The sequence below is a fragment of the Mesorhizobium sp. L2C084A000 genome (assembly GCF_000502875.1).
Taxonomy (GTDB): domain Bacteria; phylum Pseudomonadota; class Alphaproteobacteria; order Rhizobiales; family Rhizobiaceae; genus Mesorhizobium.
Genome location: NZ_AYWX01000002.1, coordinates 753,694 through 775,143 on the forward strand (window position 1 = coordinate 753,694; position 21,450 = coordinate 775,143).

The window sequence follows — 21,450 nt, forward strand, 5'->3', positions numbered from 1 at the left end:
CCGCACTTCCGCTCCCTCTCCTTCCCGCAAGCCTGCCACAAGCTTGTTGAGGCATGGTCTGGCTAAGGAAAACCGGTAAAAGGCGGACTTTCTTGGCGATTTCTCCACCCAGCGACATCGTTATGGATGTGGCCCGAGCCGTCGACCCGGCGGATATCGAGACCGCCCGCGCCGCGCTGGCAAAGCGGGCCGGCGGCGCTGCGGGCACGTTTTCACTCGACACCGCCGCTTCGGTCGATGCCGGCTCGATCCTGTCGCGCGCCACCGCCGACAAGGCCGCCGCTGCAACCGACCCGGCCAACAAATTCAAGAAGTTCGAGGCGATGGTGCTGCAGACCTTCATCCAGAACATGCTGCCAAAGGATACCGAGGGCGTCTACGGCAAGGGCCTGGCCGGCGACATGTGGAAATCGCAGCTTGCCGAGCGGGTCGCGGACGTGATGGCCGAATGCGGTGGCATCGGCATCGCCAAGTCGATGCTTGCCGACCACTATCTCGAAGGCAAGCGCGTGGTTCCGGTCGGTCCGGTTTCGGGCGGGTTGGAAAAGACCGAGATCGACCAGCAAAACAGCCTGTCGACCTCGCTGGTCCACCAATTGCAGCGCAAGGCTGCGGGGTCGATGACCGGTGACGAGACGATCATAAAAACAAACATCAAGATCTAAACTGGGAAACGCCATGGCCGACTTTTCGGAATCCACCCCCAACCTGCCAGTACGCACGACGGCGTCGGAAGCGCCGATCCCGTTCGCGCGGCCCGGCAACCTCGCCGCCATCATCGGTCGCATCGAGGAAGTGGTCGAGGAAGAGACCGCCGGTATCCGCAACGCGACCAACTATGATCTCAAGGCGTCGAACGCCCGCAAGAGCCGCTACCTCTACGAGTTGACCCGCGCCATGAAGGGCGGCAGCGAAGCCGAATTCCTCGAACAGCACCGCGAGGGCCTGACCCGGCTGCGCCAGAAGCTGGCGAAGAACGAAGCGGCGATCCTGGCGCATCTCAGCGCGGTCAACGAAGTCGCCAGCCTGCTGCGGCACGCCATCCAGCGCGCCGAGACCGACGGCACCTACTCCGCCGGCGAGTTCGGCTGGATGAAGGCATGATGCCGAACACGAGCGACACTTCGGAGATACTGCCGAAGCAACGGCGCAGTGCCGCGTCGCCTTCGCAAGGGACGGATCAAGGGACTGACAAGAGCCGATGATCAAGGTCATCGCCATCGCCGTCTGGATTTGCGCCGCAACCCTCGGCGCCGTGTTCTATTCTTTCCAGGCGGCCGGCGAGCGCGGTGTCGGCGAAACGCCGAAGCCGATGCTGGGCGGTCTCGACTACGTCAAGACCGACATCATTTCGGTGCCGCTGATCCGCGATTCTGAGATCGGCGGCTATTTCCTGACCAAGCTCGTCTACACCGTCGAACCCGAGCAGATAAAGAAGCTGTCCATTCCGGCCGAAGCGCTGATCACCGACCAGGTCTATTCCTACCTCTATTCCAATCCGCAGATCGACTTCACCAACAAGGCGACCATCGATCTCGATGCCTTCCGCGCCGCAATCCGCGATACCGTCAACGCGCGTGTCGGCGCGCCTTTGGTGCATGAGGTTCTGATCGACCAGGTCAATTTCCTGTCGAAGGACGAAATCCGCGACAACTGGCTGCGCCGCAAGAAAAGCGAAACGGCGACCGAAATGACCAAGGCGTTCAAGGAACACTGAGTTGCCCTGCTCACAGGCCTGGTCACATCGAGCCTCGCCTGCCGCAAGGGCAGGAACCAGCCACCCGAATCCGCGTTGACGTAAACGTCAACCCAAAGCTATATGCGGCAGCGACCGTGATCGCGAAACCGCGGCATGGGCTTCGGCTGGATCGAAGCGCCGTTGCGAGACAGATGCAACCAGACAAGGAGAACAGCGTGAGCGTTCAGAAGATTGCCGAGAAGATCAAGTCGCGGGTGGCCAGCAGCGGGTTCGATCGTTCCGTGAAATTCGACACCGGCAGCGACGGCGTCATCGTCATCGACGGCGCAACCGTCTCGAACACCGATGCACCCACCGACTGCACCATCAAGCTCTCGCTCGACGATCTGGATTCGCTGATCGCTGGCGACCTGAACCCGACAATGGCGTTCATGACCGGCAAGATAAAGGTCGAAGGCGACATGACCGTCGCCATGGCGCTCAGCCAGCTGATCGGCTGAAGGCATCCAGCCGCCCAGGCGGCACCCACCAAGCGCAAAAACGCCGCCTTTTCGGGCGGCGTTTTTGCATGAAATGCTGCCGGCTTCGTGTCTCAGGCCGCCGATATCAGTTCCTGCGCCTTCAGCTTGCGGCCGGCCGCCTTCAGCGTGCCGTGCACGCCGTCAAGCGCGCCTTCCACCAGTTCCAGCGCCAGCAGGCGGTGCCGCTCATAGGGTCCTGGCATGGCAAGTGAACCGGTCTTCTCGGCCGAGAAGCCGAAGCGCGCGTAATAGGGCGCATCGCCGACCAAAAGGATAGCGGCATGGCCGAGACGCGCCGCTTCGGCGATGGCATGGCGCATCAGCGCCGAGCCGATGCCGGCATTCTTGAGCGACGGGTCGACGGCAAGCGGGCCAAGCAGCAGCGCGGCCGCACCGCCCTCGCCCAGCCTGACATCCCACAGCCGCACGGTGCCGGCCACGCCGCCCAAAGCATCGCGGGCGACGAAGGCCAGCCCTTCCGAGGGCCGCCGGCCACGCCGCAACTTCTCCGACGACTTTTTCCTGCGCTTCGGCCCCATGGCCCGATCGAGCAACGCCTCGCGCGCCGCAACATCGGCGGCGGCTTCGGCGACCATCCCAAAGGCCGGTGCGTGGCCCCCAATTTCAACTGGCATTTCCATTTCAAATGACATTTCCATTTCCGCAATCCCTGGCGAGCGGAGATCTGTTCCACAGGCGAGCCCGGGTGGACGACAGGCGCCCACCTGGGATGATCTGATCGGCTCTCTCAGCGCATTTTCAGGCGAAGTTGTGTCCGGTTCGCCGTCCGAAAATGCGCTGAGGAAGCGCCGTCAGATCACGTAGGATCGGAGAGGCTCGAAGCCGTTGAAGGCGACCGCCGAGTAGGTGGTCGTGTAGGCGCCGGTGCCTTCGATCAGCACCTCGTCGCCGATCGTCAGCGACAAAGGCAGCGGATAGGGCGTCTTCTCGTACATCACGTCGGCCGAATCGCAGGTCGGGCCGGCGAGCACGCAGGGCGCTGTCTCCGTGCCGTCATGCGCGGTGACGATCGGGTAGCGGATCGCCTCGTCCATCGTCTCGGCCAAGCCACCGAACTTGCCGATGTCGAGGAACACCCAGCGCACATTGTCGTTGGCCGCTTTCTTCGAGATCAGCACGACTTCCGACTTGATGACGCCGGCATTGCCGACCATGCCACGGCCCGGCTCGATGATGGTCTCGGGAAGCGCATTGCCGAAATGCTTGCGCAGCGCCGAGAAGATCGCCTGGCCATAGGCCTGGGCGGCCGGCACGTCACGCAGATAGCGCGTCGGGAAACCACCGCCCATATTGACCATCTTCAAGACGATGCCTTCTTCGGCGAGCGTCGCGAACACCACCTTGGCGTCGGCCAGCGCACGGTCCCAGGCGGTCAGGTCGGTCTGCTGCGAGCCGACATGGAACGACACGCCATAGGCGTCGAGGCCGAGCCCCTTGGCATGGCGCAGCACGTCGACGGCCATCGCCGGCACGCAGCCGAACTTGCGCGACAGCGGCCATTCCGCGCCCTCGCCATCGGTCAGCACGCGGCAGAACACGCGCGCGCCTGGAGCGACGCGGGCGATCTTCTCGACCTCTTCGACGCAGTCGACCGCGAACAGGCGGATGCCGAGCTGGTAGGCGCGTGCGATGTCACGCTCCTTCTTGATGGTGTTGCCGAAGGAGATGCGGTCCGCCGGCGCACCAGCGTCCATCGCCATCTCGACTTCGGCAACGGAAGCGGTGTCGAAGGACGAGCCCATCGCAGCAAGCAGGCGCAGGATTTCCGGCGCCGGGTTTGCTTTCACAGCATAGTAGATCTTGGAATCAGGCAGCGCCTTCTCGAAGGCGCGGAAATTGTCGCGCACGACATCGAGGTCGACGACGAGGCAGGGGCCGGTCGGACGTCGGGTGGCGAGAAAGTCAAGAATGCGCTGGGTGGCCATCGGGGTCTCTCCATCAGCGCCTTTCGGCGCGCAATAAGGCTGCGGGACGCGGGCTGTCGGCCTCGCGAACTCGCGGTGGACAAAGGCGGGACGGAAATTCATGGAACCAGCCGGTGGAGACCCCGGAACCATGAAGCGCCGTCTCGCGGCGGTGAACCTTGGCCTTGCCCGGCCTCGGTTCGCTTTGTCTGCCTTGGCTTGGATGGGAGACCCGTCCGCACTGCCGGCAATGAAGGTGTGCCTCTTCAGTAACCCCGGTTTTTGGACAACCGGCAGAACACCAGAAAGGCCCGCACCGTCGTTGCTTCAAGGTGTCCTCGGGCTGGCGGTTGGCCGCTAGACCGACTGGAGGGGTTAGCTCCAGTTACCTTACCGATTTCCCTCACCATTCGAGGATCGGCGGACACCCACAGGCACGTGCGACTTTGGGCAAGCGCGATATAAGGGCGAAGACTTTCACAATCAATAAAAATCGTATCGCAGGTTGTAAAATTTCTGGCGTCGAACAATGTTGCGGCAACCGTATCCGGATATCGAACGATGACAGGCACGCACGGCCCTCTCAACGCCTTTCTCGATCTTCGCCAGATGCCAGTGGCACATGCCCAGCTAGGCCCGCTGGCCGGCCTGCGGCTGGCCGTCAAGGACATCTACGACGTCGCCGGCTACCGCACCGGTTGCGGCAATTTGCAAAAATTCGCCGAAAGCCACGCAGCTTCGCGCACCGCACCCGCCGTGCAGATGATCCTCGATGCCGGCGCACGCTTCGTCGGCAAGACGCAGACCGACGAGCTTGCCTTCGCGCTGTTCGGCCAGAATGCGCATTTCTCGTTTCCGGTGAACCCGGCGGCACCCGACCGCGTCACAGGCGGCTCCTCATCGGGATCGGCGGCGGCGGTGGCGGGCAGGCTGGCCGATATCGCCACCGGCTCCGACACCGGCGGCTCGATCCGCGCCCCGGCGAGCTTTTGCGGACTGATCGGGCTGCGCACCACGCATGGCCGCATTCCGCTCGACGGCACGATGAAGCTGGCGCCGAGCCTCGACACGTTCGGCTGGTTCGCCGATGACATCGAGACCTACGAAACCGTCGGCAAGCTGCTGCTCGGCCGCGATCCGCACCAGCATGTGTTGGACCGGCCGCTGGCACTGGATTGGCTGGATGGATTGGTCGCCCGCCCGGCGCTTGCCGAATATGGTGAAATGAAGGGGCTGGCGGGCAAGGTCTTCGGCGCGCCGATGACGCCGGGAGTGCGCTTCTCCTCATCTCCCGATGAACTCTACTGGTGCTTTCGCCGGCTGCAGGCCAGGGAGGCCTGGGCGGTGCATGGCGAATGGATCACCAGCGGCGAGCGCGGCCTTGGCCCCGGCGTCGAGGAGCGTTTCGGCTTTGGCCGCGCCGTCGACGACAAGACAGCCCAGGCCGAGAAGGTGCGACGTCTGACCTTTCGCGGCGAACTGAGCGCCCTGCTCGGCAAGAACGGCTTCCTTGTCCTGCCGACGGTGCCTGGTCCGGCACCTTACGTGGACAGCACGCCGGAGCAGTTCCAGGCCTATCGCGAACGGGCGCTCCAACTTCTGTGCCTGGCCGGCCTGTCCGGTTTTCCACAGATCACACTGCCCGTCGGCTCGGTCGCCGGCGCCCCGTTCGGCCTGTCGCTGCTTGGCCCTTCCGGCAGCGACATTGCCCTGATACGGCTCGGCCGGAAACTTCTCGACGCGGCACGAAAGGCCTGACCATGGACACACTGACGCGCATGCGTGCCTTCATCGACGTGGTCGAGGCCGAGGGCTTTTCGGCGGCGGCGCGCAAGATCGGCCGCTCCAAGGCCCTGCTGTCGAAATATGTGCGCGAGCTGGAGGACGAACTCGGCGCTTTGCTGCTCAACCGCACCACGCGCCAGTTCTCGATGACAGAGGCCGGCCACACCTATTACCGGCGCGCCTCGGAGATCGTGCGCGAGGTCGACAGCCTGGCCGACGCGGTGCGTGAATCCTCCGGTGACGTGCGCGGCCGGATCAAGCTGTCGGCGCCGCGCACCTTCGCCGATGCGCCGATCGGCCAGTCGCTGATCGACTTCGCCAAGCAGCATCCCGACATCGTCCTCGACATCCAGCTCGACGACCGCTTCGTCGATCTGGTCGAGGAGGGCTTCGACCTTGCGGTGCGCATCTCGCGGCTGGAGAACTCGTCGCTGATCGCCAGGCGGCTGGCGCCGTTTTCGATAAAGCTCTGCGCCTCCCCCGAACTGATCGCCAAGCATGGCATGCCGACACGGCCGCAGGATCTCAGCCGCATGCCTTGCATCGTCGACACCAATGGCCGCGGACTGAACAACTGGCCGTTCAAGGGCGACAATGGCGATCCGGTGAGCGTTTCGGTGTCCGGTCCGGTCGAGGTCAACAGCCCGATGACGGCGAGAGCCGCGGCCGTGGCGGGTCTCGGATTTACCGTCCTGCCGGATTTCATCGCCGCGCCCGACCTCGCGAGCGGCCGGCTGGTGGCGGTGATGGATGACCGTATCCTGTCGGGCGGCGGCATCTTCGCCGTCTACCCGCACCGTCGCTATCTGCCGGCGAAAGTCCGCGTCTTCGTCGACTTTTTGGTGCAGTGGTTCAGGACGCGCGAGGCTGGCTGACCGGCGTCAATAGTCTCGTGGTCCCAATTTCGCCCCCTTTCTGGTAACTCTCGGCAACTCTTCCGAGGCCTATGGACCGAGAATGAATCTGAAACGGCACGCAATCATGCTGGCTTCGGCCTTGGCGGCTACTTTTGCCGCCACTGGACCCGCTTACGTGCATCCGCATGTCTTCGCCGAGGCCCGCCTCGATGTGATCCTCTCCCCGGATCACCAAAGCGTGAAGGCTCTGCGTCATCTCTGGCGCTTCGACGATCTGTTTTCCTCGACCGTGATGATGGAGTTCGACAAGAACTCCGACCTGAAGCTCGACGACAAGGAGCTGAAGGAAGTCGCCGACACCGTTCATGCCTCGCTGGCCGAGTTCAATTACTTCCAGCTCGTCACCGTCGACGGCAAGGATGTGGCGATGACGCCGCCGCCGCATCTGATGGCCAATTTCGACAACGATCAGCTGATCATCCTTTTCGAGTCCGAACCTAAGGTGCCGATCAAGCTCCACGGCAAGATCGATATCGGCGTCTACGATCCGACATTCTACACGGCGATCGACTTCACCGAGGACTCCAACATCACGGTTGAAGGCCTGCCCTCGAACTGCACCAGCAAGGTGGTCCGTCCAGACCCGGACGAGGCCATCAAGGAAAACCAGAAGACCCTCACCGATGCCTTTTTCAATGACCCGACCGGCACCGATATGAGCAAGATCTTCGCCACCAAGCTCGAACTGACCTGTCAGCCAGAAGGATGAAGCCGGTGACGAAACCGTCCCTGCGTTTGGCATTCGGCCTGTTGGCCCTCACTGTCGCCATGATGCATTTCGCCGACGCCGCTCATGCCCAGAGTTCGCTCGGCATCGGCGTCAATGACGGCATGGCGCCCACCACCGGCCCGTTCGCCCATATCCTGATGTGGATCAATCTCAGGCAGCAGGAATTCTACCGCGCGCTGGCGACGGCGATGAAGGCGATGCGCCAGGACGGCAGCAAGATCTGGGTACTCGTCGGCCTGTCCTTCGCCTACGGTATTTTCCATGCCGCCGGCCCCGGCCACGGCAAGGCGGTGATCTCGTCCTACATGGTGGCCAATGAGGTGGCGTTGCGGCGCGGCATCCTCTTGTCCTTCGTCTCGGCGCTGCTGCAGGGCCTGACCGCGGTCGCGGTGATGGGAGTCGCCTACTTCGTCCTGCGCGGCACCTCCGTCTCGATGACGGACGCAGCCTGGTTCATGGAGATCATGAGCTTTGTCTTCGTCACCCTGTTCGGCGCCTGGCTGCTGTGGCGCAAGCTCGGCCCTTCCATCCTCCGTCTGTTCGGAAGAGGCCCGGCCTACAGCCTGTCGGCGGCTCACGCCGGTCATTCTCACGCCGATCATTCTCATGGGGGTCATTCGCACGGCGCGCATTCGCAGGCCGGTCACTCCCATGCAGCTCACAGCAATTCGGCGCATGCTCATTCGCACGCGCTACACGCGCATGACCATGTGCACGGCCCTTCGCACGATCATCACGATCATGCCGAACACGATCATGCTCATCACGATCACGCGGCGGGCGAAGTCTGCGACACCTGCGGCCATTCGCATGCACCAGATCCGGCGCTGCTGTCGGGCGACCGCTTCGACTGGCGCACGGCCTGGACGGCGGTGGCGGCGGTCGGCATCCGCCCCTGCTCCGGCGCGCTGATCGTGCTCAGCTTCGCCCTGCTCAACGGGCTCTGGCTCGGCGGCCTGCTGTCGGTGCTGGCGATGTCGCTGGGAACGGCGATCACCGTATCGGCACTGGCGACACTGGCGGTGACCGCCAAGAACTGGGCGGTGTATTTCGCCGGCGACGGCCGCATGGGCAACCGCATCCACTCGATCGTCGAGATCGGCGGCGCAGCCTTCGTGTTCCTGTTCGGATTGTTGTTGCTGTCGGCGAGCTTGGCGAGCGGCGGATGATGCCCGGCGCCGCGAGGCTCGGGGTTTAACCCGCGATCTTGCCGCCGAGTTCGTCCTCGATATGCGCGCGGATGATTTCGTCAAAACTGTTCTCGGCGCTGAAGCCCAGTTCCCTTGACCGCCGCGCCTCGAACCGTGTTGGCCAGCCCTTGACGATCGCCCAGATCGTGTCATCCGGCTCCTCGCGGATCAGGCTTACCGCCTTCGGCCCGGCGATGCGTTCCAGCGCCTCGATCTGTTCGCCGACGGTGACGGCGACGCCAGGCATCGTCAGGTTGCGGCGTGGCCCGACGGCGCTGCTGTCGATCCCTGCCGCATGGATCAGGAAGTTGACCGCCGAGCGCGGGCTGGCATGCGTGTGCACGACCGAGCGCGGCACCGGCAGGATCGCCTCCTGGCCGCTCAACGGCTCGCGGATGATGCCGGAGAAGAAGCCGGACGCCGCCTTGTTCGGCTTGCCCGGCCGCACGCAGATCGTCGGCAGCCTGATGCCGATGCCGTCGAAGAAACCGCGCCTGGAATAGTCGGCCAGCAGCGCTTCGCTCATCTGCTTCTGGGTGCCGTAGGAGGTCAGCGGCGTCGGATGGAAGTCATCGGGAATGACATCCGGGAACGGCGCGCCGAACACCGCGATCGACGAGGTGAAGACGACGCGCGGCGCAAAGCCCGCCAGCCGGATGGCATCGAACAGGGCCCGCGTGCCATCGAGATTGACGCGGTAGCCGAGATCGAAATTGGCTTCCGCCTCGCCCGATACGATGCCCGCGAGATGAAAGACGACATCGGGACGCGATGCGACCAGGCGCTCAGCGGCACCCGCTTCGGCGAGATCGCCGGTGTGCAGCGTGACGCTGACGCCATCCAGGCTCGGTGCCTGCGGCGGCACGATATCGTGTAAATCGAGCGCGGTGATCTTGCCGCCGCGCAGCGTGCCGTCCTTGGCCAGCCGGGCGATGAGCTTGCGGCCGACCATACCCGCGGCGCCAGTGATCAGAATGCGCATATCGAAAATCCCTTGCCTATTTACCCTGGTTTTTGCGCTGGTTGCGGGCCCGCAGCCAGAACACCGAGAAGAACGCCAGCACGAAGACGACGCCGAAGGCGCCGGCCAGCACGGTCGAAAGGCTGCCGAGTGCCAGCATCACGGTCGGCAGATAGTAGGCGCCGATACCGAACAGAAGCATGATCCACACTGCGGCGATAAGAGCATTCCTGGTGTCGCGATCCATCACGCCGCACCAGGGCAGCGGGTGTTCATCAAGCTGGTTTTCAAGGTTTTGCAACTCCCGAGGCAGGACCAATCGACGTCGATCGATCGGTCCTAATGATGGTGGTCGTGATAGGCTGCCGCTTCATGCTCGTGCCCATGCCCGTGCTCGTCGCCATCGTCGGCGCACTGGCCGAATTCCGGTTCCACGGTGGCATGGCTGATGCCGTGCTCGCTGGCAAGCCGCTTCTTGACGGCACTCACCGCCTGATGCGCATCGACGCCCTCGTCGAGACAGGCATGCAGCGTCGCCATGTTGCTGGTCCCGTCGAGCGACCAGACATGCATGTGGTGCACTTCGCGCACGCCCTGGATCGTCGCCTCGATATCCCTGGCGATCAGATCGCGGTCGAGGCTTGGCGCACGCCCTCGAGCAGGACATGAGCGGCTTCTCGCATCAGCGACCACGCCGTGTACAGGATCAGCAGCGAGACCAGGACCGACAGGATCGGGTCGATCGGCGTCCAGCCCGTCGCCAGGATGACCAGCGCCGCCGCTATGGCCGCAGCCGAGCCGAGCAGGTCGCCAAGCACATGCAGGATGGCGCCGCGCATGTTCAGGCTCTCGCGGTCGCCGCCATGCAGCACGAAGAACGAGCCGATGTTGACCAGCAGGCCGAGGATCGCCACCGCCAGCATTGGCCCGCCAAGCACTGGTGCCGGCGCCTGCAGGCGCCCCCACGCCTCATAGACGATCCACAGCGCGATGACGAAGATGGCGATGCCGTTGGTATAGGCCACCAGCGTCTTCACCCGGCCGAAGCCGTAGGTGAGGCGAACGGTCGCCGGGCGGCCGGCTAGATGGAAAGCATACCAGGCCAAGCCGAGCGCGATCGAGTCGGCGAGCATGTGGCCGGCATCGGCCAGCAGCGCCAGCGATCCGGTGAGGATGCCGCCAAGCGCTTCGGCGACCATGAAGCCGCCGGTCAGGCAGGCTGCGATCAGAACGCGTTTCTTGTCGGTCGAGCCATGCACATGGCCAGGCCCATGATCGTGCCCAGTGTGATCATGCCCGCGGTGATCGTTTGTATGTGCCAATGGCGAACTCCTAAGCGCCGAATTCCGCGCGACAATCCTCGAGCCGTCGCTTCTGCTGGCCGTCGCCATCGAAATTGGCCGGATCGAGCCACGCCTCATAGGCACTGCGCAGAGCCGGCCACTCCTTGTCGATGATCGAATACCACGCGGTGTCGCGGTTTTCACCCTTGACGATCAGATGCTGGCGGAAAATGCCTTCGAACTTGAAGCCGAACCGTTCGGCCGCCCGCTTCGACGGCTCGTTGCGGTTGTTGCACTTCCATTCGTAGCGGCGGTAGCCGAGTTCGTCGAAGATGTATTTCATGAACAGGAACTGCGCTTCGGTTGCTCCCGGCTTGCGCGAGATGAGCGGTCCCCAATAGATGTTGCCGATCTCGATGACGCCGTAAGCCGGATCGATGCGCATCAGCGTCTGGCGTCCGGCGACCTTGCCGCTGGCTTTGTCGATGACGGTGAAGAACAGCGGATCCTCGCTGGCCTCGACCTTGTCCAGCCATGGCTGGAAGGCGGCGCGGGTCTCCGGCGGGAAGTCCGGCAGCCAGGCGAAGCGGCCGTCGATGTCGGACACGGAGGATGCTTCATAGAGGCCATCGCCGTGTTTTGCAGCACTCAGCGGCTCAAGCCGGACAGTGCTTCCGTCGATGGTCTTGCGTTCAGGCCGCGGGCGCGGTTGCCAATCCCTGAGATTTTCCGACACCGAAAGCTCCAATCCGTTTGACTTTTGCCAGCCGAAGCTCACAAAAACGCGACCCAACAGCAAGAACCACACGGACGGGAAAAATGCTCCACACGATTTCGGCCTTCGACCGTCTCGGCGAGGAAAATGCATTCGCGGTGCTGGCGCGGGCGACAGCCCTTGCAAGCCAAGGTCGGGACATCGTCAATCTCGGCATCGGCCAGCCGGACTTCAAGACGCCGCAGCACATCGTCGAGGCGGCGATCAAGGCGTTGCGCGACGGTCACCACGGCTACACGCCGGCCAACGGCTTGCTGGCGACGCGCGAGGCGGTGGTGCGGCGCACGCTGACCACCACCGGTGTCGAAGTATCGCCCGAAACGGTGATGATCCTGCCCGGCGGCAAGCCGACCATGTTCGCGGCGATCCTGATGTTCGGCGAACCTGGCGCCGAAATCCTCTATCCCGATCCGGGCTTCCCCATCTATCGCTCGATGATCGAGTTCACCGGTGCGGCGCCTATTCCGGTGCCGATGCGCGAGGAGAACGGCTTTGCCTTCTCCGCCGAGGAGACGCTGGCCTTGATCACCTCGAAGACCAGGCTGCTGATCCTCAACTCACCCGCAAATCCGACCGGCGGCGTCACGCCGCGTGCCGAGATCGAGAAACTGGTCAAGGGGTTGGAGGCGCATCCGCACGTCGCCATCCTCTCCGACGAGATCTACGACGTCATGACCTATGATGGCGAGACGCATTGCTCGCTGCTCGGCTTTCCCGAGATCCGCGACCGGCTGATCGTGCTCAATGGCTGGTCGAAAACCTGGGCGATGACCGGCTGGCGCATGGGTTGGTCGATCTGGCCGAATGGCGACAAGGGCGCCCATCTCTACGACAAGGTGCGCAAGCTGGCTGTCAACTGCTGGTCCTGCGTCAACGCGCCGAGCCAATTCGCCGGCATCGCGGCAATCGACGGCCCGCAGGACGATGTCGCCAATATGATGCGCGCCTTCGACCGCCGCCGGAAGATCGTCGTCGAGGGACTGAACGCCCTGCCTGACATCTCCTGCATCACGCCCAAGGGCGCGTTCTACGCTTTCCCCAACGTCTCGAAGACCGGCTGGAAGGCCAAGAAGCTGGCCTCGGCGCTGCTCGACGATGCCGGTGTGGCGCTGATCGGCGGTCCCGATTTCGGCATTCTCGGCGAAGGCTATATCAGGCTCTCCTACGCCAATTCCGAGGAGAACATCTTGCGGGCGCTGGAACGGATCGGGGCCTTCCTGGCGAAGTAAGCTTGAAAGCGGCCCGCTGTCCTCTTCCGGACAATTGCGGCTGTGGCATCACGGTGTCATGAGCCGTCCGGAGGCGCGCGGCCAAGACTGGCGTGCATGTCGAGAACGGCTACGGTCCTCGGATCAGGATCGAAGTGGGGTGACATCGGATGTTCTATGCAATCCTTGCCTATCATGTGGAAGACGCAATCAAAGCGCTGACGCCGCAGGAAGATACGGCGCTGATGGCTGACTTGCTCAAGATCCATCAAGGGCTCTATGCCGACGGCAGCCTTGGGCCGTCGGCGCGGCTTGACGCGACACAATCGGCCTGCACCTTGCGCGACGGCATGATCGTCGACGGCCCCTTCGCCGAAACCAAGGAACAGCTTCTCGGCCTCTATGTCGTCGACTGCCCGACGCGGGACGATGCCATCGCTATCGCGCGCGAGTTTCGTCGCGTCAATCCGACCGCCGTGTACGAGATCCGTCCTATCGCGCTCTATCTACCCGGCGCAGAGCTACCGGGAGAATAACTACCCACGCCCGACAAACGGCATCTTGGTCGCCATGACGGTCATGAACAGCACGTTGGCCTCGAGCGGCAGGCTGGCCATATGGACGACGGCGTCGGCGACGCGCTGAACATCCATCACCGCTTCGGCTGATATCGAGCCGTTGGCCTGCGGCACGCCGACCGTCATCGGCTGCGCCATATCGGTCAGCGCATTGCCGATGTCGATCTGGCCGCAGGCGATGTCATAAGGCCGGCCGTCGAGCGCCAGCGTCTTGGTCAGCCCGGTGATGGCATGCTTGGTCGCCGTGTAGGGCACCGAGCCCGGGCGCGGCGCATAGGCCGACACCGAACCGTTGTTGATGATGCGGCCACCCATCGGCTTCTGCTTGCGCATGGCGCCAAAGGCGGCACGGGCACACAGGAACGAACCGGTGAGATTGACGCCGACGATATCGTTCCACACTTCGACCGGTATCTCGTCGATCGGCGCCGATTTGTAGCCCATGCCGGCATTGTTGAAGAGCAGGTCGACACGGCCGAAGGCCGCCGCCACGGTCTCGAACAGATCGTCGACCTCGCCTGCCTTGCTGATATCGCAGGCTACCGCCAAGGCCTTGGCGTCGGTGCGGCCGGCCTCGGCGACCGCAGCGTCCAGCACCGACTTGCGGCGCCCGCAAAATACCGTGTTCCAGCCGTTCTTGAGCAGCGCCGTGGCGACGCTCTTGCCGATGCCCGTGCCGGCCCCGGTGACGATGGCGGTTCTTTGCTCGGTCATGGCTGTTGTCCTCCGGCAGAGCTGCGCTTGCTCGACTGATTTTCGGGTTTTGGCTCGAAAAAGGAAGGCATCGCAAATGACGGCGGCGATGGCAAGCGTGTCCATCCGATCGGGCCGACAAAAAGGGCGGCCATTGGCGACCGCCCCTGATCTGAACCGGGCTTGGGAGGAGGAAAAGCCGATCCGACTGTGTTGAATGATGCGCTTGCTGGGTTAACGAGAGGTTAACCCGGAAAGTGCCTCCTGTGCCGTTTTGGCCTACCAGCGCGGATTGGGTGACGTCCCTGCCTTGGCCGGCACCTTGGCCGCCGAAACCGTTGCCTCGACATGGTCGACCAGCGCGTCCGGCAGGCCGAGCCGGCCTGCAAGCAGGTCGAGATAGCCACGCTCGGCGCGGGTGTCGGGATCGATGGTCAGGCGCGATGCCGTGTAGAGTTCGAGCTTCTGCGCGTCGGTCTTGGCGCCGGCCACCAGCGTGTCGAGGTCGAGCGGGCTTGCCAGCTCCGCCATCAGGAACTTTTCGGCATCGGAGTCTATGCCGGCCAGGCTGAGCTTGCCGGCGATCTTCTGGCGCTCTTCATCGTCGATATGGCCATCGGCCTTCGCCGCCGAGATCATCGCCCGTATCAGGGTCAGCGTGAATTCGTCCTCGCCTTGCGGCGACGGGTGGAAGGCGGTGTCCTTGGGCGGCGGCAGCAATTCCGGCTCGCCGGCCGCCGGTGCTTCGGCGGGTGCGTTGCCGGCCTTGTAGTTCTGGTAGGCCTTGTAAGCGAGGCCGCCGATGGCAGCAAGTCCGCCAAGCTTCACCGCGGCGCCCGTCACGTTACGACCGGCACCAGTTCCAAGCAGCACGGCGGCCAGTGCGCCGGCGGCCAGCGGATTGTCCTTGGCCATCTGCACGGCCTGCCCCGCCTTGTCGCGAACGGTGCCGCTGGTGCCGGGGATTTGCGAGCCGAGCAGATCGTCGAGAAGCTTCTTGGGATCGAACATTCAGTGCCTCCAGGCTTTGCCCGGCCGAACGGGCAGGTTTCGGACGTCGAAGACGTAGGTCCCGAAACTTGACATTGCAATGACAGCGGCCGCTTTGCAGCAGCTCGATGCCTGGATCAGGAGCCGATATGCGGCTCTCTGCCCCGCGCCTGCGCAAGCTCGACCTGGCGCTGGCGCTCGGCATAACGCTGGCGGTCCTCGTCCGAACGCGCATCGAAGCAATGCGGGCAGGAAATACCGGCGGCGAATTTGGGCGACGTCAGGTCGCCCGGCGTCAGCGGGCGGCGGCAGGCGCGGCACAGTTCCGCTTTGCCCTCGGCGAGGCCGTGCGACACCGAAACGCGCTCGTCGAAGACGAAGCATTCGCCTTGCCAGAGGCTCTGTTCGGCCGGAACCTCTTCGAGGTATTTGAGGATGCCGCCCTTGAGATGAAAGACGTCCTCGAAGCCGAGCGATTTGACATAGGCGGTTGCCTTTTCGCAGCGTATGCCGCCGGTGCAGAACATCGCCACCTTGCGGCCTTCGAACTCCCCCCGGTGCGCCTCCACCCAGGCCGGGAACTCGCGAAAGCTTGCGGTGGCCGGGTCGATCGCACCCCTGAATGTGCCAATCGACACCTCGTAGGCGTTGCGCGTGTCGATGATGACAGTGTCGGGCTGCGAAATCAGCGCGTTCCAGTCGGCCGGCGCGACATAGGTGCCGGCACTTTTCGAAGGATCGATGTCATCGACACCCATGGTAACGATCTCGCGCTTCAGCCGCACCTTCATGCGGTGGAACGGCATGTCCGCGGCTGCGCTGTACTTGACCTCGAGGCCAGCCAGCCCTTCGATGGCTTCAAGGTACAGGATCAGTTCGGCAATTGCCGTCTCGCTGCCGGCGACGGTGCCGTTGATGCCTTCATGCGCCAGAAGCAGCGTGCCCTTGATGCCGCGCCCACAGCAGAAGGCGGCGAGCGGCGCGCGCAGTTCCTCGAAAGCGTCGAGCCGGGCAAACCGGTAGAGCGCTGCGACGCGGAAGGGCGGAAGGGATGTCATTGCCGAAGCCACTAAACGCTCGCGAAAGCCGATTCAAGGCAGAGCAAGCATCCTGTTCGGAGGTCACTGGCGCAAATCTGCACCATGGGCGAATTTGTACCATAGCTGAGGTCAGGGAGTCAAGAAAAAATTCCTATCCTGAAACAAAACTGCCGACACCGCCGAGCTGACAGCCGCCTTTGTGAGCTAAGCCTGGCGAGCATGGGCGACGCGTGACATCGCGACACGGCCGGTTTCGTGGACAGGAAAACGGCCTTCTGCTAATCGGTTGAATTGTCCCACGCCACGGAGAGACACATGCCCAGCAAGACCGAAAAACTCCTGTCGCTCCTCAACGGCCAGCCGGTCATCCCGGTGCTGAAGATCTCTGATGTCGCCAATGCCGTGCCGCTGGCGCGCGCGCTGGCGCGCGGCGGCCTGCCGGCAATCGAGATCACGCTGAGGACCGCCGATGCGCTGGAAGCGATCCGGCGGGTCGCTGGTGAAGTCGAGGACGCCATCGTCGGCGCCGGCACCATTCTCGATGCCAGGCAGTTCGAAGAGGCGGCTGCCGCGGGCTCGCGCTTCATCGTCAGCCCCGGCATCACCCGCGAGCTTCTGTCGGCAGCCGCCGGCAGCGATGTTCCGTTGCTGCCCGGCGCCATCACACCCGGCGAGATCATGGCCGCGCGGGAAGCCGGCTTGCGCTTCCTGAAATTCTTCCCGGCCGAGCAGTCGGGCGGCATCGCTTCGCTGAAGGCCTTCGCCTCACCGCTCGCCGATGTGAAATTCTGCCCGACCGGCGGCATCTCGGCCAAGAACGCGGCTGACTATCTAAGCCTGCCCAACGTGGTCTGCGTCGGCGGTTCCTGGGTGGCGCCCGACGACCTCGTCAAGGCCGGCAAGTGGGACGAGATCGAAGCCCTGGCGCGCGCGGCGAGCAAGCTTGCGAAATAAGGCTTCGGCCACGGCACGAAAAAACCCGGCCGACTCGCGTCGACCGGGTTTGCCAAATCGGCTCCGAACCGGATCAGCTACAGACCCGAACCTTTTCAACCACCCTGTGGTGATGCTTCCAGCTTGTGACCACCTTGGTCCGGCAATGCTTCTTCATGTGCATACGGTCATGAGTCTTGACGACAATGGTCTCGGCCTGCGTAGGGGCGATGGCCGCCGAAGCGGTTGCCAATGCGATGACCGATGCCAATAGGATGTTCTTCATGGATCTCCCCGGGTTTGAACGAACCTACATTAACCCGGGGAATAGGCCGACCGTTCCGGCTTCACGAGAAGTTCAGCCGCGCGTGACCGTGCGGGCTGGCCCGGTTCGCTGAACAACAAAAAGCCGCGCTGGTTGCCCGGCGCGGCTTTGTCGATTGATTTGCCGTCACTTGGTCTGGAAGCGGGCCACCGACATGAACTTGACGGCGTTGCCGGTGAAGCGATTGGCATCGGCCACCTGGCTGCTCGGCTGGAAGCCGGCCGTGTAGACCTCGCTCGGCGGCGTGTGCACGATGCTGTAGGCGTAACCCGGCGCCGTCGTCGCGCTTGAAACGGTGGCGACATGCTCGCCGCTGGTCAGCGCCCAGCGGGCGGCCTGCGGTGCGGCTGCAACCACCATGGCCTTGGGGCCTGGCTTCAGGTCGCGGGCGGTGGCTCTCGATTCCTTGCGGGTCGTCTTGACGCCGGCGCCGATCGCGGCGGCCGGATCGGAACCGGCCGGACGGGCAACGACAGCATCGCGCGGCGATGCGGCGTTGGTGCCCGGATCGTTGAACGCCGAACGCGGCTCGGATCCGGACAAGGAAGCAAGCTGGTAATCGGCCGCACCGACCTGTGCATTGGCCTCGTCGAGCACGGCCTTGACCGCATCCGGCCTGGCCATCTCGGGCCGCGCCGTCGGCAGCACCGAGAACGCATCGGTCGCGGTCTTGCCTTGATCAGCCGTCTCGGCCAGCGCCATCAGCACATCCTTGCTGGGCGGCGCAGCCAGAGCGGCCGGCAGCGAATTGTCGGGACGCCATGTCGGCAACGGTATGTTGTTGACCGCGATCTGGGCCGGATTAGCCGAAGCCGTTGCATCGGCCAAGCCGAAAGGAACGCTCGCCGGCGCATGCGCGGTCGCCACGGCCTGCTCGGTGGTGGCTGTCGCCTCCGCCATCGCAAAAGGAACGTTCTCAGGCTGCTGAGCGCCGACATCGGCTTTCGGCCGCGGTGCGAAATCCGGCAGCGGAATGCTTCGGGCCGGCAATGCCGCGATGATCGTCTCCGGCGTGTCCTCTTCAGGCTCCGGAGCCTGCTGCTCGGTCACCTGCGGAATCTCGGCGCGCCGCGCATTCTCCGGCGCCACGATGGCGATACCCGGGAGGTTGTTGGTCTTGGCTGCTGCTGCCGGCTTCAGGTTTCTCGCCTTGGGCGGGGGGGCGGCCGAAGCGGTCTGGACATCGGCGCTGTCTTCGGCCTCGTCGTCGCCGCCGCCGAAGAATGCCGACAGGAACCCGCCTGACTTCTTGCCGCTGCCACCGGCGCTGGCCATCTCGATAGCCGGCGAGCCTGAACCCTTGCGCGCCTTGTAGGAGGCGAGCGCCTGCTCGAAGCCGGGCAGCGGCCTGCCGTCGCTCGGCACATGCAGCGTCTTGCCATTGGGGAACAGGCTGACCAGTTCCTGCCGGCTGATACCCGGCCAATGGCGCACATTGCCGACATCCATGTGGACGAACGGCGAACCGGATGACGGATAGTAGCCGACGCCGCCGCCCTGCATCTTGAGACCGATGTTACGCAGCTTCTTCAGCGGCACGCCGGGGATGTAAAAATCCATCGCCTTGCCGAGCATGTGCTGGCTCTTCTCGGCGACGCCCCTGCTGCGGCCGCGCAGCATCGAGTTGGTCGACGGCGAGCGATAGCCGCAGATGACCTGGATGTAGTCCGTGGCGCCGGCTTCCCGATACGCTTCCCAGACCAGATCCAGCAGGCGCGGATCCATCTTGGTCGGCTCGTTGCGACGCCAGTCGCGCAAAATGATGTTGATCTTCCTGAGACCCTCGGGAACGTAGCGGCCGTTGCGCTTGTAGACGATCTCGGCCTTCTCATGGGTGTGGAGATGATACAGCTTCAGCGACCGTGTTTCGGCGCTAGCTCCGCTCGCAGCCGCGGCAACAAAACCAAAAGCGACAACCAACACTGCCAGCCACTTCGGCCAGACGCTCAAATGATGGTGCCGCCTGTTTGTGTGTCGTTCGATTCTGTTCAAATCAAAAGGCCTTGCAGGCTGCCGTTTGTCCCCGGATTTGTCCAAACGGATGTGGCATTAGCACACCCGAATATCGATCCTAATGGTTAATCATCGCTTATTGAAGCCGAAATGCGGTAACACCGTGGCGATATCCCGTCAAAAATTGTTCACAAGGTTTCTTGGTAAACCGCTGGTTTAGATCAGATTTCCGCCTTCGGCCCGAACACAATCTGTTACCGTTAGCCTTAATGCGTGAACAGAGCTGTCCATGGGACAGCCACAATCCCGCTGAAACGGCGATACAGGGGCTGTTGTGGCATTGCAAGCTGGCGCCGGCCTTATGGCAAGGCCGGATTCCGGGCCGAAGCTCAGTCTGGCCTCGTCCTTACGAGGCGAGTCGGTCGACGCGGCCTGTCTCCGGATCGATGCCGTGTTCCTTGAGCTTGCGATAGAGCGTCGAGCGGCCGATGCCGAGCCGGCGGGCGACTTCGCTCATCTGTCCGTTGTAGTGATCGATGGCAAGCTTGATCATCTCGAGTTCGACATCGGCCAGTGCCCGCACATTGCCGCGCTCGTCGAGCGCCCGCAACATGCCGAAGCGAGGCTGCAGCCTTGCCGGCGGATCGAACGCGATTGCTGGGCCGCCCTCGCCGGGCAAGGCTTCGTCATCGCGCTCCTGCAAAGACTGGGAGGGCGCCGGCGCATCGCCGTCCATATCCAGGTTGACGGTGCCTTCCACTTGCGCCCGTATCTGCGGGAAGTCCTCGGCGGAAAGCACATCGCCTTCGCAAAGCACCGAGGCCCTGAAGACGGCATTTTCGAGCTGCCGGATGTTTCCAGGCCAGTCATAGGCCTGCAGCACGGCGAGCGCTGCCGCCGAAATACCCTGCAGGCGACGGTGCGGGTCGGCCGGCGCCACCTTCTCCATGAAATGGGTGACCAGATAGGGGATGTCGTCGCGGCGGTCGCGCAGCGGCGGCACGAAGATCGGGTAGACGTTCAGCCGATAGAACAAATCCTCGCGGAACTTGCCGTCCTTGACCTGCTGCAGGAGGTTGCGGTGCGTGGCCGAAATCAGCCTTATGTCGACCCTGACGGTCGAGCGTCCGCCGACCGGGTCGACCTCGCCGTCCTGGACCGCGCGCAACAGCTTGACCTGCACGTCGAGCGGCAGGTCGCCGATCTCGTCGAGGAACAGTGTGCCCGAATGCGCTTCGACGAACTTGCCCGTGTGCTTGTCGGTGGCGCCGGTGAACGAGCCCTTCTCATGGCCGAACAGGATCGATTCGACCAGATTGTCGGGGATGGCGCCGCAATTGACCGTGACGAAGGGTTTCGAACGGCGGTCGCCACTGCCCTGGATGGCGCGCGCCACCAATTCCTTGCCGACGCCGGACTCGCCCTCGATCAGGATCGGGATGTTGGATGCCGCCGCTTTCTGGCCAAGGCGGATCACCCTGTCCATGGCCGGGCTGTGCGTGATCATGTCCTTGAAGGTCAGGAGGCCGCCGCGCCGGCGCGACGTGCGCTTGACCTCGCCCTCGACGGCCTCGACCTTGAGCGCATTGCCGATCGACGCCTGCAGCCTGTCGGGAGACGCCGGCTTGACGACGAAATCGAAGGCACCGTGACGCATCGCCGAAACCACGGTCTCGATGCCGCCCTGCGCGGTCTGCACGATGGCCGGCACGTGGATGTCGCGCTCGCGCATCGCCTTCAGCACGCCGATACCGTCGAGACCGGGCATGACCAGATCGAGGATGACCACCGACACCTCGCGGGCGCCGGGTCCATCGAGGATATCGAGAGCGGCCGCGCCGCCGTCGACGACGATTGCGCTGTAGCCGAACCGCGTCACCGCCGCTTCGAGCAGCCGGCGTTGCACCGGATCGTCATCGACTATGAGTATGGAACCTGTCATGA

General features: G+C 63.9%; 22 protein-coding genes and 1 pseudogene. 11 read left to right on the plus strand and 12 right to left on the minus strand.

Features of this window, described 5'->3' with window-relative positions; all coding sequences use genetic code 11:
* The first annotated feature begins 53 nt into the window (after window positions 1-53).
* The 4 genes from X735_RS157710 (at window position 54) to X735_RS157695 (ending at window position 2,199) form a co-directional block, all read left to right on the plus strand.
* Complete coding sequence (locus X735_RS157710; protein ID WP_031212809.1) at window positions 54-665, plus strand: rod-binding protein; 612 nt, start codon at window positions 54-56, stop codon at window positions 663-665.
* 13 nt (window positions 666-678) lie between these two features.
* Complete coding sequence (locus tag X735_RS157705) at window positions 679-1,104, plus strand: hypothetical protein (RefSeq protein ID WP_023810032.1); 426 nt, start codon at window positions 679-681, stop codon at window positions 1,102-1,104.
* 97 nt (window positions 1,105-1,201) lie between these two features.
* On the plus strand, window positions 1,202-1,717 hold the full coding sequence (locus tag X735_RS157700; protein WP_023810033.1) for a hypothetical protein: 516 nt from the start codon (window positions 1,202-1,204) through the stop codon (window positions 1,715-1,717).
* A 173-nt stretch (window positions 1,718-1,890) separates the two neighbouring features.
* Complete coding sequence (locus tag X735_RS157695; protein ID WP_196815312.1) at window positions 1,891-2,199, plus strand: SCP2 sterol-binding domain-containing protein; 309 nt, start codon at window positions 1,891-1,893, stop codon at window positions 2,197-2,199.
* 92 nt (window positions 2,200-2,291) lie between these two features.
* Here X735_RS157695 and X735_RS157690 read toward each other — a convergent pair whose 3' ends face one another.
* Together X735_RS157690 and odc2 are read right to left on the minus strand one after the other, a co-directional pair.
* A complete protein-coding gene (locus tag X735_RS157690) occupies window positions 2,292-2,861 on the minus strand; it encodes an N-acetyltransferase (protein WP_023810035.1) in 570 nt (189 codons plus the stop codon).
* A gap of 171 nt (window positions 2,862-3,032) precedes the next feature.
* Window positions 3,033-4,166: an ornithine/lysine decarboxylase gene (gene odc2 / locus X735_RS157685; protein WP_023810036.1), complete on the minus strand. Its 1,134-nt coding sequence runs from the start codon at window positions 4,164-4,166 to the stop codon at window positions 3,033-3,035.
* Between the two features lie 540 nt (window positions 4,167-4,706).
* Here odc2 and X735_RS157680 point away from each other — a divergent pair.
* From X735_RS157680 to X735_RS157665, 4 genes are all read left to right on the plus strand, one after another.
* Complete coding sequence (locus X735_RS157680) at window positions 4,707-5,903, plus strand: amidase (RefSeq protein WP_023810037.1); 1,197 nt, start codon at window positions 4,707-4,709, stop codon at window positions 5,901-5,903.
* A gap of 2 nt (window positions 5,904-5,905) precedes the next feature.
* On the plus strand, window positions 5,906-6,805 hold the full coding sequence (locus X735_RS157675; protein WP_023810038.1) for a LysR family transcriptional regulator: 900 nt from the start codon (window positions 5,906-5,908) through the stop codon (window positions 6,803-6,805).
* An 82-nt stretch (window positions 6,806-6,887) separates the two neighbouring features.
* On the plus strand, window positions 6,888-7,556 hold the full coding sequence (locus tag X735_RS157670; RefSeq protein WP_023810039.1) for a DUF1007 family protein: 669 nt from the start codon (window positions 6,888-6,890) through the stop codon (window positions 7,554-7,556).
* Complete coding sequence (locus X735_RS157665) at window positions 7,553-8,746, plus strand: nickel/cobalt transporter (protein ID WP_023810040.1); 1,194 nt, start codon at window positions 7,553-7,555, stop codon at window positions 8,744-8,746. Before X735_RS157670 ends, X735_RS157665 begins: the two co-directional genes overlap by 4 nt.
* A 25-nt stretch (window positions 8,747-8,771) precedes the next feature.
* On the opposite strand, the gene denD is transcribed toward X735_RS157665, so the two are convergent.
* The 4 genes and pseudogenes from denD to X735_RS157650 form a co-directional block, all read right to left on the minus strand.
* Window positions 8,772-9,749 (minus strand): D-erythronate dehydrogenase, encoded by a 978-nt coding sequence (gene denD / locus X735_RS157660; protein ID WP_023810041.1) that lies wholly within the window; start codon window positions 9,747-9,749, stop codon window positions 8,772-8,774.
* Window positions 9,750-9,765: 16 nt separating this feature from the next.
* Window positions 9,766-9,978, minus strand: coding sequence for a hypothetical protein (locus X735_RS157655; protein ID WP_023810042.1), 213 nt, complete (start codon window positions 9,976-9,978; stop codon window positions 9,766-9,768).
* Window positions 9,979-10,067: 89 nt separating this feature from the next.
* Window positions 10,068-11,050: pseudogene (locus tag X735_RS01000000165680) on the minus strand (cation diffusion facilitator family transporter).
* A 10-nt stretch (window positions 11,051-11,060) separates the two neighbouring features.
* Window positions 11,061-11,747 carry a GNAT family protein gene (locus X735_RS157650; RefSeq protein WP_023810043.1) on the minus strand — a complete coding sequence of 229 codons (687 nt, stop codon included), beginning with the start codon at window positions 11,745-11,747 and terminating at the stop codon, window positions 11,061-11,063.
* Between the two features lie 83 nt (window positions 11,748-11,830).
* Here X735_RS157650 and X735_RS157645 point away from each other — a divergent pair, with 83 nt between their 5' ends.
* Entirely contained in the window at window positions 11,831-13,015 is a 1,185-nt protein-coding gene (locus X735_RS157645) for a pyridoxal phosphate-dependent aminotransferase (RefSeq protein WP_023810044.1), read from the plus strand.
* 149 nt (window positions 13,016-13,164) lie between these two features.
* Window positions 13,165-13,530, plus strand: a complete 366-nt coding sequence (locus X735_RS157640; protein ID WP_023810045.1) for a YciI family protein — start codon at window positions 13,165-13,167, stop codon at window positions 13,528-13,530.
* Here X735_RS157640 and X735_RS157635 read toward each other — a convergent pair whose 3' ends face one another.
* The 3 genes from X735_RS157635 to X735_RS157625 all read right to left on the minus strand — a co-directional run bounded on the left by X735_RS157635 (window position 13,531) and on the right by X735_RS157625 (window position 16,313).
* Window positions 13,531-14,286, minus strand: coding sequence for an SDR family oxidoreductase (locus X735_RS157635; RefSeq protein ID WP_023810046.1), 756 nt, complete (start codon window positions 14,284-14,286; stop codon window positions 13,531-13,533). It lies immediately after the preceding gene.
* A 258-nt stretch (window positions 14,287-14,544) separates the two neighbouring features.
* On the minus strand, window positions 14,545-15,276 hold the full coding sequence (locus X735_RS157630; RefSeq protein WP_023810047.1) for a tellurite resistance TerB family protein: 732 nt from the start codon (window positions 15,274-15,276) through the stop codon (window positions 14,545-14,547).
* A gap of 116 nt (window positions 15,277-15,392) precedes the next feature.
* Complete coding sequence (locus X735_RS157625) at window positions 15,393-16,313, minus strand: rhodanese-related sulfurtransferase (protein ID WP_023810048.1); 921 nt, start codon at window positions 16,311-16,313, stop codon at window positions 15,393-15,395.
* 297 nt (window positions 16,314-16,610) lie between these two features.
* Between X735_RS157625 and X735_RS157620 the strand changes: the two genes are divergently transcribed.
* Entirely contained in the window at window positions 16,611-17,249 is a 639-nt protein-coding gene (locus X735_RS157620; RefSeq protein ID WP_023810049.1) for a 2-dehydro-3-deoxy-phosphogluconate aldolase, read from the plus strand.
* Window positions 17,250-17,322: 73 nt separating this feature from the next.
* On the opposite strand, the gene X735_RS157615 is transcribed toward X735_RS157620, so the two are convergent.
* The 3 genes from X735_RS157615 to X735_RS157605 all read right to left on the minus strand — a co-directional run bounded on the left by X735_RS157615 (window position 17,323) and on the right by X735_RS157605 (window position 21,448).
* Window positions 17,323-17,514, minus strand: a complete 192-nt coding sequence (locus X735_RS157615; protein WP_023810050.1) for a hypothetical protein — start codon at window positions 17,512-17,514, stop codon at window positions 17,323-17,325.
* 165 nt (window positions 17,515-17,679) lie between these two features.
* Complete coding sequence (locus X735_RS157610) at window positions 17,680-19,503, minus strand: DUF882 domain-containing protein (RefSeq protein WP_023810051.1); 1,824 nt, start codon at window positions 19,501-19,503, stop codon at window positions 17,680-17,682.
* 409 nt (window positions 19,504-19,912) lie between these two features.
* Window positions 19,913-21,448, minus strand: coding sequence for a sigma-54 dependent transcriptional regulator (locus tag X735_RS157605; RefSeq protein ID WP_023810052.1), 1,536 nt, complete (start codon window positions 21,446-21,448; stop codon window positions 19,913-19,915).
* Window positions 21,449-21,450 lie beyond the last annotated feature (2 nt).